At 45.8% G+C, this 11,081-nt stretch carries 12 protein-coding genes and 1 pseudogene; 9 read left to right on the forward strand and 4 right to left on the reverse strand.

Features of this window, described 5'->3' with window-relative positions; all coding sequences use genetic code 11:
* Window positions 1-72: 72 nt before the first annotated feature.
* Window positions 73-861, reverse strand: a complete 789-nt coding sequence (locus AACQ21_RS01030; RefSeq protein WP_105976385.1) for a lipase family protein — start codon at window positions 859-861, stop codon at window positions 73-75.
* Window positions 862-1,391: 530 nt separating this feature from the next.
* On the opposite strand from AACQ21_RS01030, the gene AACQ21_RS01035 reads away from it, so the two are divergent.
* From AACQ21_RS01035 to AACQ21_RS01065, 7 genes are all read left to right on the forward strand, one after another.
* Window positions 1,392-1,520: a hypothetical protein gene (locus tag AACQ21_RS01035; RefSeq protein WP_258174164.1), complete on the forward strand. Its 129-nt coding sequence runs from the start codon at window positions 1,392-1,394 to the stop codon at window positions 1,518-1,520.
* A 146-nt stretch (window positions 1,521-1,666) separates the two neighbouring features.
* Window positions 1,667-2,233: a hypothetical protein gene (locus AACQ21_RS01040; RefSeq protein ID WP_105976386.1), complete on the forward strand. Its 567-nt coding sequence runs from the start codon at window positions 1,667-1,669 to the stop codon at window positions 2,231-2,233.
* Window positions 2,234-2,689: 456 nt separating this feature from the next.
* A complete protein-coding gene (gene nirB, locus AACQ21_RS01045) occupies window positions 2,690-5,278 on the forward strand; it encodes a nitrite reductase large subunit NirB (RefSeq protein ID WP_105976387.1) in 2,589 nt (862 codons plus the stop codon).
* A gap of 2 nt (window positions 5,279-5,280) precedes the next feature.
* Window positions 5,281-5,616, forward strand: coding sequence for a nitrite reductase small subunit NirD (nirD, locus tag AACQ21_RS01050; protein ID WP_010319680.1), 336 nt, complete (start codon window positions 5,281-5,283; stop codon window positions 5,614-5,616).
* Between the two features lie 142 nt (window positions 5,617-5,758).
* Window positions 5,759-6,571, forward strand: a complete 813-nt coding sequence (locus AACQ21_RS01055; protein ID WP_105976388.1) for a formate/nitrite transporter family protein — start codon at window positions 5,759-5,761, stop codon at window positions 6,569-6,571.
* 68 nt (window positions 6,572-6,639) lie between these two features.
* Window positions 6,640-7,395, forward strand: a complete 756-nt coding sequence (gene cobA, locus AACQ21_RS01060) for a uroporphyrinogen-III C-methyltransferase (protein ID WP_105976389.1) — start codon at window positions 6,640-6,642, stop codon at window positions 7,393-7,395.
* A 63-nt stretch (window positions 7,396-7,458) separates the two neighbouring features.
* The gene (locus AACQ21_RS01065) at window positions 7,459-7,932 is read left to right on the forward strand and encodes a LabA-like NYN domain-containing protein (RefSeq protein WP_010319683.1); all 474 of its coding nucleotides are present in this window, start codon (window positions 7,459-7,461) and stop codon (window positions 7,930-7,932) included.
* On the opposite strand, the gene AACQ21_RS01070 is transcribed toward AACQ21_RS01065, so the two are convergent.
* The gene (locus tag AACQ21_RS01070) at window positions 7,924-8,121 is read right to left on the reverse strand and encodes a DUF2986 domain-containing protein (protein ID WP_105976390.1); all 198 of its coding nucleotides are present in this window, start codon (window positions 8,119-8,121) and stop codon (window positions 7,924-7,926) included. The two genes, AACQ21_RS01065 and AACQ21_RS01070, sit on opposite strands and share 9 nt — an antisense overlap.
* Before the next feature lie 97 nt (window positions 8,122-8,218).
* Between AACQ21_RS01070 and AACQ21_RS01075 the strand changes: the two genes are divergently transcribed.
* Window positions 8,219-8,623: a nitrous oxide-stimulated promoter family protein gene (locus AACQ21_RS01075; protein WP_202599014.1), complete on the forward strand. Its 405-nt coding sequence runs from the start codon at window positions 8,219-8,221 to the stop codon at window positions 8,621-8,623.
* 16 nt (window positions 8,624-8,639) lie between these two features.
* Here the strand turns inward: AACQ21_RS01075 and AACQ21_RS01080 are convergent, their stop codons facing one another.
* Together AACQ21_RS01080 and trxC are read right to left on the reverse strand one after the other, a co-directional pair.
* Window positions 8,640-9,800, reverse strand: a complete 1,161-nt coding sequence (locus AACQ21_RS01080) for an MFS transporter (RefSeq protein WP_017047243.1) — start codon at window positions 9,798-9,800, stop codon at window positions 8,640-8,642.
* Between the two features lie 193 nt (window positions 9,801-9,993).
* Window positions 9,994-10,428 (reverse strand): thioredoxin TrxC, encoded by a 435-nt coding sequence (trxC, locus tag AACQ21_RS01085; RefSeq protein ID WP_017043322.1) that lies wholly within the window; start codon window positions 10,426-10,428, stop codon window positions 9,994-9,996.
* Between the two features lie 189 nt (window positions 10,429-10,617).
* Here trxC and AACQ21_RS01090 point away from each other — a divergent pair.
* A pseudogene (locus AACQ21_RS01090) lies at window positions 10,618-11,081 on the forward strand (3-oxoacyl-ACP synthase); the annotation flags it as partial.

Consider the following 11,081-nt stretch of genomic DNA (forward strand, 5'->3'; position numbering starts at 1 on the left):
CAATTAATTTTCCATAATTGTTTAGTGTGAAAAATATTTGAAGTCACCGTGTTTTTTGTTCGGTGCTAGCTTCTATCGTTCATCGAAGAAATCTTTATTGCGGATGTATTTACTCATGAGGTGATAAGAGAAGGGGCGAACTAGCCAGCTCAATAAAGATCGACCTAACCGGATGAACGTTGGTGTGTTTTCGTAAATACGCCCATTGTAAAGCCACAGCAATTTACCCACATGCCAATAGATTAAAGGAATGGGTGGCATAAAGGTGACGATGTCGAGGTCACAACAAATACGATAGGTTTTGTGACTAAGCGCGTAGCGTTGACGAAAACGCCAATTACCAATCGCGGGTTGGCCGAATGTCACAATGCGTTTGATGCATTTTGGGTATTTCTTTTCGATGTAGTCAGCAAAGATACACCCAATAGCCCCACCCGAAGAGTGACCAGTGATGGCAATGCGTTTACCGCTCTCGATCAGAGGAACAACGACGGCTTCCAGCCGTTGTAAAACCGATAAGCCGAGTTTATCTTCGTTGCGCGTCGGCAGGCTCTCTTGATGCAGGAGATGGTAAAAGCCCGCATGAATACGGTAATCCAATCCTAAGTGCTGACAACTGCGTGTCCACATTGCAAAGTTCAAAAGCCAATCACTGACACTGTGCGAACCTTTGATAACCACCACAGCCTCTTCTTGGTTTTTACTCCACAGCACTCGAATCATGATTTTATCAAACTGGTTACGGATGATGTGCTGACCGTTCGGATCAAAACCGTAACGTGTCTGCCTAAACACTCTGGGATAAGCAAGGTTGCACAGCACTGCATAGCGTTCGTATTGATAACGTTTAAGTGGTTTCACATGACAGCTCTCGAAGATATTGAGCTAACGTAGCGATTGAATGTGAACACTTCATGAACGGTGCAGTTTTGGGTGGGGGAGTATTGGTATCTAAGTGTTGGGGCGTTAGCCGTTTGAACACGAAGGCATTGCTCGTAGCGAGCGAGCTTTAGCGGATGGCAAGGTCGTCGGCTATAAAGATGCTAAGGAAAGAATGTCACATTAATTATGTGGGATTCGTCAAGAAAATCTTTCATAGAAAGATACCGCTACCTCTCAACGCTCACGAAACTAATTCCCTCCCCTTTAAGGGGAGGGGTAGGGTGGGGTGTTAGAGTTGAGACTCAAAGTCGACTGCTTCGGATAAGATTGCTTTGGGCTAATAGAACCGATGAGTCCAACTCGAGTGTTTCTATCAAGTCGGTGGGGTGGCTATGCAATACGGGTCTTTCAGTGATCGCTAAAACCTGATATGCACCATGCTTTATAATTTAAAGTTAATCTATTATTTGGGGTATCCAAATCACACTAAGCCGTAGTAGGAGATACCAATGGGCATAAAACCTGGACCTAAAAGAAAAAATGAAGACGGAACACCAGATAAACGACGGCGTGTCCGTCCAGAAACAAAGAAGAAACACCCAAAACTAAAAGAGCATAACCACGAGAAAGGTGATTAAGGATTATGATAAGCAGCGTAATTGAGCTGCTTTAATCTGCCAGACACCAAAACCGCTCTCAGATAGTCCTAGCTATCAAAAGCTTTGGTGATGTGACCCTCGAAGATATGCGCTGAAACAATTATCTATGGATGATAGGAGCCAAAATGAACAAACTCGAAATTGCACCTCACATGCTTTACCGTGCTGCAAAGTCATACGTTCAAGCCGAAGACGATTTTGACTACATCCAAGCAATTTTACTTGCTGGATCTGCAATGTACATTTGTGAGCCTTTGTTGAAGGAACAAGGGAAGAAATCGCAAACAGTATTGGGTGCAGAGATAATAATCAGACTACGTGAAGCCAAGTCTAAGATGGTTAACAATAAGCTGGAAATTGAGTGGGGCGCAAAACCAATAAAAGATAAAGAGAAGAACGAAATTCGGAAGTTTGTCAGAAAGGAAGATAGAAAAGTATACAATTCCCTAAAACATGCTGGATTCTTTCCTCATGGTATAGTTATTAAGAGAGCAAGTGACGATCTTGATATGGTTGATGTTTTAGGTGACAACCTTGATTTTCGTAGTGCAGCAGAAGAAATAATCATCGATGCAATACAAGATTATAATACTCTAGATTTTAACGGGGACTTTAAACCGTACAATTTACCAACGGAGATCCGTCGTGTGCTCGATTGTATCTTTTTAGAGGATGCGTTCGAAGACATATAGCATAGGTTACCATCTAGGTGTAATGGATTAGTGGTAGATGCTCTAGGCATGAGGAAAAGTAAATAGCATACCCAATACTCACGAAACTAATTCCCTCCCCCTAAAAGGGGGGGGGGGGAGGAACAACACCGTGATGATCTTCCACTCGAAAGCATAATAGGGCAGCGTGTTTGCGTTGCGTATATAACTTCTGCCAAGTGCTTTAGCCGAGGAAAACTGACAAATTTTGTTGTAAATGATCAGGTTTGATTGGAAGTGATCATACTATATTAACTATCTTCCTATACCTGTCGGCCCCTAGTATTCACGCTAATGTGTTTATTTCTCTCTGATATTCCTCTTTATGGCTACCTCTTTAGGGTAGTTTGAGTTTGTAATTGATTTACATCAGTAATTCATTTTCTTTCATAATTAAAAATCTCGCTCAATGAAACGTTACCATAATTAGGAACCCATATGAGCAGGATGAAGCTGGTTGTCATCGGTAATGGCATGGTTGGCCATCGCTATATCGAAGATTTGGTCGAAAAAATGGAGGCATCGGCTGTTGATGTCACGGTTTTTTGTGAGGAACCGCGTGTTGCCTACGATCGCGTCCATCTTTCTTCCTACTTTTCACACCATACCGCTGAAGAGCTTTCGCTTGTTAAGCCGGGTTTCTATCAAAAGCATGCGATTAATGTCTTGATGGGTGAGCGGGCGGTTAACATTAACCGCGAAAAGCGCGTGGTCTATTCAAATACTGGCCGTGAAGTGAGCTATGACAAATTAGTCTTGGCGACGGGCTCTTATCCTTTTGTACCGCCGATCAAAGGCAATGAAAGTAAAGACTGCTTTGTCTACCGCACCATTGAAGATCTAAAGGCCATCGAAACGTGCGCGAAAAAGAGCAAAAGTGGCGTAGTGATAGGCGGCGGTTTACTTGGCCTTGAAGCGGCTGGTGCGCTGAAAGCGTTGGGCGTACAAACCCATGTGATTGAGTTTGCTCCGGTATTAATGGCTGAGCAACTTGACTTGCAAGGCGGTTTACAACTGCGTAATAAAATTGAGCGGATGGGGGTGCAAGTTCACACTAGCAAAAATACGCTAGAGATCGTTGCTCAAGGCGAGACCGCTCGTAATACCATGAAGTTTGCCGACGGTTCGGATTTGGAAGTTGACTTCATCGTATTTTCCGCAGGGATACGTCCTCAGGACAAATTAGCTCGTGATATGGGTCTAGACATCGCGCCGCGTGGTGGGGTTGCCATTAACGATCACTGCCAAACATCCGATCCTGATATTTACGCGATTGGCGAATGTGCTTCTTGGAATCAAACTTTCTTCGGTCTGGTTGCTCCTGGCTACAAAATGGCAACGGTTGCGGTTGATCATCTTGTGGGTAATGAGAGCCAATTTAGTGGTGCAGACATGAGCGCCAAGCTCAAACTGCTGGGTGTGAAGGTGGGATCGATTGGTGATGCCAATGGACGAACGCCCGGTTGTAAAAGCTACGTTTATCAAAATGAAGAAGATGAAGTTTATAAGCGCATTATCGTTTCTGACGACGGTAAAAAATTGCTTGGTGCAGTTTTAGTTGGCGACACGTCAGATTACGGCGATTTACTGCAACTCAAACTCAATGATATTGAGCTGCCCAAACACCCAGACACCTTGATCCTACCCGCACATGCTGGCGCTGAAAAACCGGTATTAGGCGCGGATGCACTACCTGATACTGCGGTGATCTGCTCTTGTTTTGATGTGACTAAAGCGAAAATTGCCCAAGCCGTGGCCGATGGTCATCATACGCTCGGCGCGATTAAAGCGGTGACAGGGGCCGGAACAGGTTGTGGTGGTTGCGTGCCTTTAGTGACGTCGGTTCTGAATGCGGAACTGGCTAAATCGGGTGTGGAAGTCAAAAACGATATTTGTGAGCACTTTGCGTATTCACGCCAAGAGCTGTTCCATTTGATCCGCATTAACGGTATCAAACGTTTTGATGAGATGTTGGCAAAACATGGTCGCGGCTATGGGTGCGAAGTCTGTAAGCCAACAATTGGTTCTATTCTGGCCTCGTGTTGGGGGGATCATGTGCTCTCGCCATCGCTGGTCAGTTTGCAAGACACCAATGATAACTTCTTGGGCAACATGCAAAAAGACGGTACTTATTCGGTGATCCCACGCATGGCAGGTGGTGAAGTCACACCACAAGCGCTTGCGGTGCTAGCGAATGTCGCTCAAGAATACAAACTTTACACCAAAGTGACGGGCGCGCAGCGCATTGGTCTGTTTGGTGCTCAAAAAGACGATTTACCTGAGATTTGGCGCAAACTGATTGATGCTGGATACGAGACAGGCCAAGCCTATGCCAAAGCTCTGCGCATGGCAAAAACGTGTGTCGGTAGTACGTGGTGTCGTTTTGGTGTGCAAGACAGCGTCGGTTTGGGTGTGTTGATTGAAAACCGCTACAAAGGTATCCGTACACCACACAAGATGAAGTTTGGTGTCTCAGGTTGCACCCGCGAATGTGCCGAAGCGCAAGGCAAAGATTTAGGCCTGATCGCGACCGATGCGGGTTGGAATATGTATGTCTGCGGTAATGGTGGTATGAAGCCTCGACATGCCGATCTGCTGGCCTCTGATTTAGATGAAGCAACACTACTGAAATACATCGACCGTTTCATGATGTTCTACATTCGCACCGCCGATAAATTACAACGCACCTCAGTGTGGCTAGACAACCTAGAAGGTGGCGTTGATTACCTGCGTGAAGTGATTGTGGACGATAAGTTGGGCATTAACGATCAACTCGAAGCAGATGTGGCGAAGCTTATTGCTGATTATCGCTGTGAATGGACAGAAACGCTTAATCATCCTGAGCAATTAACTCGTTTTACTCACTTCATTAATTCTGATTTACGCGATGAGAACGTCGTGTTCGTCAGCGCTCGTGAGCAGCACCGTCCTGCGACTTATAGCGAAAAACACCCAGAAGCGAAAGGCGATATATTCCACATTGCGCTTGCTGATTCAGCAATCTCTACCCCTGTTTTGGAGAAATAACTATGGCCAATAACACAGTATTTCAAGCCATCTGTGACATTAATGACATTGTTCCCGGAACGGGTGTGTGTGCACTGGTGAATGGGGAGCAAGTGGCTCTCTTCCGTCCGACTGAAGCGCAAGAAGTGATGGCGATAAGCAATATGGATCCCTTTGCTCGAGCTAATGTGTTGTCACGCGGTTTTATTTGCCAACATCAAGAGCAGTTCTGGGTAGCAAGCCCGCTTAAAAAGCAGCGTTTCAATCTCATAACGGGCCAATGTATGGAAGATGAACGCTTTAGCGTGAAAGCTTATGCCGCGCGAGTCACTGACGGTGTGGTCGAAGTCGCGGCTTAACAGCCGCTTTTGAGACGATGAGATTCAATAGCAAAAAGGTTCCTTGTTCATCGAGTTCTCTTGGTGATGCATTGATGGTTGGGAGCCTTTATCTATTCAATTTCCCTTTTTAATTTTAACTTTGGTGACAATAAGGACCATTATGTCTTACGTAAAACCTGCCGATTTTGTGCAAACAATGATTGACGCTGGCGAAAGCAAAATCTTCATGTCAACGCGCGATACCCTGATTCGCGGCATTATGGCGGGGGCGATTCTTGCTATCGCAGTCGCTGTGGCCATTACTGCGGCTGTGCAAACCGGAGTGCCTATTGTTGGTGCACTGGTCTTCCCTGTGGGGTTTTGTATTTTGAACCTAATGGGCTTTGATTTATTAACGGGTGTTTTTGCTTTAGCGCCTTTAGCTTTGTTTGAAAAACGCGCCGGAGTAACCAAAGCGGGCGTTCTACGGAATTGGGGCTTGGTTGGGCTAGGTAACTTAATCGGTGCCGTTGCCGTCGCCTTTTTAGTGGCGCTAACCTTCACCATGAATTTCAGTATCGAGCCGAGCGCTGTTGGGCAAGCGTTTATCAAAGCGTCTACTGCTCGCACACTTGGCTTTGCCGAACACGGTATTAATGGCTGGATCACCGTGTTTGTGAAAGGCATCTTGTGTAACTGGATGGTGTGCCTAGGTGTTGTCGGCGCCATGACATCAACTACAGTGAGCGGCAAAGTGGTCGCGATGTGGCTACCTATTTTTATTTTCTTCGGTTTGGTTTTTGAACACGCTGTAGTGAATATGTATCTGTTCCCACTTGGCATGATGTTGGGCGCTAAATTCACCATCGTCGATTGGTTGGTGTGGAACCAAATTCCGGCCACATTGGGTAACGTAGTGGGCGGCTTGTTATTTACCGGGTTAAGCCTTTACATGACTCACGGTAAAACCTTGCCACAACGCAACCTTGGCTAACCATTGTTAAGTGAGGTTTAACCTCGCTTAATGACAATATCCTTTTGTCGATAAGGTAGAGAGTAATCATGGTAAGCAGTGTAACGAGTCGCGGTTTTGTCTCTTTAGTAGGCGCAGGGCCAGGCGATCCCGATCTACTGACGGTTAAGGGGCTACGCGTGATCAGCCAAGCGCAAGTGGTGGTGTATGATCGTTTAGTTTCGCAAGCGATTTTAGATCTGGCGCCAAGCAGAGCGGAGATGATCTACGTTGGCAAACAGTTGGATTTTCATTGTGTGCCGCAAGATCAGATCAACCAAATTCTGGTCGATAAAGCCAAAGAAGGTAAAAAAGTTGTCCGTTTGAAAGGCGGTGATTCCTTTATTTTTGGCCGAGGTGGTGAAGAGCTTGAAACGCTGGCTGAACATCATATCGCTTATGAAGTGGTTCCGGGGATCACGGCAGCAGCAGGCTGCACGGCTTACGCGGGGATTCCGCTGACGCACCGTGATCACGCGCAAAGTGTGCAGTTCATTACGGGTCACTTACAAAAAGAAGGTAAAGCGATCAATTGGCGATGTTTAGCGCAAGACAACCAAACTTTGGTTTTTTATATGGGGTTAAAGCAGTGCCCGAACATCACACGAAACTTGTTGGATGCTGGCCTGAACGCAGAAACGCCTTGCGCGATTATCGAACGCGGCACTACAGATAAACAGAGAGTATTGACGGGCTCGCTTGACGATTTACCCCTTTTAGCGCAACAAGCACAAAGCCCAGCCTTGATTGTGGTCGGCAGTGTGACTCGCTTGCACGACAAATTGAAGTGGTTTGGCGTATACTAGGCGCAATTTGCAAAGCAGCGGCGAACAGGCCGCTGTTTTTGTTTCTATTTGAGAAGAGAGCTCATGGAAAAAGTTGCCATTCTTGTCGACGTTCAAAACGTCTATTACACCTGTAAAGAGAAGTACCGCCAGCATTTTGATTACAACCAATTTTGGTATGTAGCCACTCAAGGGCGAGAGGTGATCAAAGCCAATGCCTATGCGATTGCTAGCCAAGATCCTAAGCAGCGCCAGTTCCACCATATTTTGCGCGGTATTGGTTTTGAGGTTCAGCTTAAGCCCTTCATTCAGCGTCGTGATGGCAGTGCAAAAGGGGATTGGGATGTCGGTATTACTCTCGATGCGATTGAGCTGGCAGAGCAAGCGGATGTGATTGTTCTGGTATCAGGAGATGGTGATTTCGAGCTATTGGTCGAACGGATTAAACAGCGTTTTAACAAAAAAGTAGAAGTGTACGGAGTACCAAGGCTGACGGCTCAAAGCCTTATTGATGTCGCCAGCCAGTTTGTTCCAATCGAGCAAGACTTACTATTGTAGCTCACCTTCAGCAGGCACAATCTCACTATGTTGGGTATCTACCGTGCTGGTTGAAGCGGCTTGCTCTGCGTCTAATTTTTCACGTTCAGCTTTTGAAATATAACGAGGCTTATTGCTGCCGTGCAGCTTGGCATGCTTCTTTTTAAGATGCTTTTGCAGTGTTTGGTTAATTTTCTTTTTGCGGTTCATAGTCGTCTGCTCTTTGACACAAAGTCTTGGGTACATGAGGAACAAGGTGGCGCAGGATACTTGTTTTTATCTGCGATCTCAATGGGAGTTATTGGCAATGGAAAAAATGCATAGCGATCTTTTAACGGGAGAGCTACTCAGTGAGTTTCGCACCGTAGAGGCGATGGTGAACATTTATTGTCAGCGCCATCATCGCTGTCAATCTGGCCTCTGTACGTGTTGCAAAACCTTGTTGGAATATGCGCAAGTACGCTTAGATCGCTGTCCTTATGGCCAACATAAACCCACCTGCAACCGTTGCCCAATTCATTGCTATAAGCCTGAGCCGAAAGAACAAATGAGATTGGTGATGCGTTACGCAGGGCCAAGAATGTTGCTCTCTCACCCTATATTGGCGATCCGCCATCTACTGCATGAAAAACGTGCACTACCAGAAAAACCAAAGGCGCATGCATCAAATCGCCATCAACGATTGAACCGTGCGCCTTGCGATAAAATATGATCCGCTTTGCTGCGACTTATTTCCCCGCCACCCATTGGCGTTTGGTTTTGAGGCTTGAAGCCAACATATAAATACAAGTCGCCAGTAAAGCAATAAAGAGATAACCCATTAAGCCTTGCGATCTTTGCATAAACCAATCAGCGATCACGGGGCCAACCACAGAGCCGATACTGTAGCTAAATAGCATAACTTGTGTCGCTGAGACAATGTAATTGGCATCGAGCTTATCACAACCTAAGTTGATGGCGATTGGGTACAGGGCAAACGTCGCCATGCCTAAAAAAAACAAGCTGGCAGCTAATATCATCATCGTTGAATCGAACAAGGTTATGGTAATCGCCGCAGAGCCAATCAAGCAAAACAGTGCCATTAATAGTGTTCGGCCCAAAAACTTTGATAGCCAAGGCACCATAGGTTGCACCGCCATGCCACCCAAAACTACAAGCGCCATTAAGCTGCCAATATCGGTATGGCTGATACCACGTTGTTCCAATTCAACAGGCATTAGACCGTAGATAGCCCCCAAAGTGAGCCCCGAAACTCCGCAACCGAGCAAGGCGGCATGGTTTAGTTTGAGTACCTGTTTCAGTGATAGGCTTACGGCATGCTGCGTTGACGGTTGGTCAGATTCGCCATAAATCAGCACCACACTGGCGATTAATAGCAAGGTAATGATGGCAATGAAAGGCACGCCGCCTGATACGCCTAAATAACCAATCCCTAATTGGCCCAATGCCGTGCCGCCGTAAAGCGCCGCCATATAAATACCAAGGCGTTTTGCTCGGCCTTTTTCATCACCATGCAATAGCCAAGACTCGACAACGACAAAGACACCAGCCACCGCAATACCAGCAACAAAACGTGCCACTAACCAAGCACTGGCATAGTGCAGAGCAGGTAAGGCAAAAATGGTTAACATGAGCAGCGCTAAGCACCATACAAAAGCGTTTCGGTGGCCAACGCGGTTGACAACAGGTTCAACGACTAATGCGCCGATCAATAAGCCAGCGTAAAAGGCACTGGCAAGCCAGCTTGCCAATGAGCTCTCAAGCCCGTAGTGCGGCAACATCAATGGGATCAGGCTCATTAAATAGCCTGAGGCAATCGCATAAAGCGATAGCGCAATGACCGGAACGGAAATGCGAGGTGAAGACGCGTTCACAGTGATGTTGTCCATTGACTTTGCCTCAAAACCAGAATTGATGGGATATTTTGCGGCGAATATGGAGCTGATATTGAGAAAGGTAAAACGAAAAATTATGTTCTTAACGATTAATTTTATTAATCGAAAATAAAGCAAGAGAAATGAGCAGTAAAGTTGGCATAAATCGATAAAAAATGCCAACTTTATTATTGGTTATAATGATGGATTATTTCAATATGGCTTGGTTTAACCATTGATCAAATTGACTTTTTGGTAAAGCGCCATTGATCATATCGACTCGTTGACCATTTTTAAACACCATAATGGTTGGAATGCTGCGAATTTGAAATTTTGTGGCGAGGCTTTGTTCACTTTCAGTATCAATTTTTATAAAGCGAATGTTTCCTTTTCGTTCCGTCGCAGCATCACTGAATACCGGAGCAAAACCCACACACGGATTACACCAAGGTGCCCAGAAATCGACGACAACGGGTTGGCGACTATTAAGCAGCGCTTCGAAATTGGCTTCCGTTCCTTCAATGGGCGCTCCATCAAATAGGGGAGCTTGGCATTTACCGCAATTCGGGCTTTCTGTTACTCGTTCTATCGGAACTCGGTTCATTGCGTGGCACGAAGGGCAACGAGTATTGAATGTTGACATAGTTTCCTCTCTTTATTTTTGTGTTTTGCTCCAGCCGCATTTAACGCACTAGACTTAACGTCGGAGCAAAAGCGCGTATACTGACTGACATCAAAAGGACCTTTTGAGTCTCATTTCTCTTTCATACGATGAGTTTTTAATTTTAGGTCTTTGGATTGCATTAGAAAATACAACAAAAACAGGTTAACAATGACAAAATTCTATGCCGAAATTACAGGTTGGGGTAAATGCCTACCACCTGCAACGCTCTCAAACCATGACCTTAGCACCTTTATTGAAACTTCCGATGAGTGGATTAAAACTCGCACCGGGATTGAACAGCGCCGCATTAGCCATGTGAATACCTCGGATTTAGCTACGGTGGCCGCCCAACACGCTATCGCTTGTGCTGGGATTGATGCAACTGAGATTGATCTCATCATCATCGCAACCTGTTCGCCAGATTCTCTTATCCCAAATATTGCCTCGAAAGTGCAGCAGAACCTTGGGATTAAAAATGCATCCGCTTTTGACTTAAATGCAGCCTGTACCGGTTTTGTTTATGGATTAGAAACTGCGACGCGTTTAATGCAAGCAAGCCATTACCGCCATGCGTTAGTGGTGGGTGCTGAGCGTCTCTCTTTTTACATTGATTGGACCAAACGTGATACCGC

The organism is Vibrio sp. V01_P9A10T6, assembly GCF_963877065.1.
GTDB classification, from domain to species: Bacteria; Pseudomonadota; Gammaproteobacteria; order Enterobacterales; family Vibrionaceae; genus Vibrio; species Vibrio anguillarum.

Bases quoted from the DNA above. Each gene is read 5' to 3' on its own strand.
- AACQ21_RS01035 (WP_258174164.1), top strand. From the start codon at position 1,392: ATGGGCATAAAACCTGGACCTAAAAGAAAAAATGAAGACGGAACACCA.
- AACQ21_RS01040 (WP_105976386.1), top strand. From the start codon at position 1,667: ATGAACAAACTCGAAATTGCACCTCACATGCTTTACCGTGCTGCAAAG.
- nirB (WP_105976387.1), top strand. From the start codon at position 2,690: ATGAGCAGGATGAAGCTGGTTGTCATCGGTAATGGCATGGTTGGCCAT.
- nirD (WP_010319680.1), top strand. From the start codon at position 5,281: ATGGCCAATAACACAGTATTTCAAGCCATCTGTGACATTAATGACATT.
- AACQ21_RS01055 (WP_105976388.1), top strand. From the start codon at position 5,759: ATGTCTTACGTAAAACCTGCCGATTTTGTGCAAACAATGATTGACGCT.
- cobA (WP_105976389.1), top strand. From the start codon at position 6,640: ATGGTAAGCAGTGTAACGAGTCGCGGTTTTGTCTCTTTAGTAGGCGCA.
- AACQ21_RS01065 (WP_010319683.1), top strand. From the start codon at position 7,459: ATGGAAAAAGTTGCCATTCTTGTCGACGTTCAAAACGTCTATTACACC.
- AACQ21_RS01070 (WP_105976390.1), bottom strand. From the start codon at position 8,121: ATGAACCGCAAAAAGAAAATTAACCAAACACTGCAAAAGCATCTTAAA.
- AACQ21_RS01075 (WP_202599014.1), top strand. From the start codon at position 8,219: ATGGAAAAAATGCATAGCGATCTTTTAACGGGAGAGCTACTCAGTGAG.
- AACQ21_RS01080 (WP_017047243.1), bottom strand. From the start codon at position 9,800: ATGGACAACATCACTGTGAACGCGTCTTCACCTCGCATTTCCGTTCCG.
- trxC (WP_017043322.1), bottom strand. From the start codon at position 10,428: ATGTCAACATTCAATACTCGTTGCCCTTCGTGCCACGCAATGAACCGA.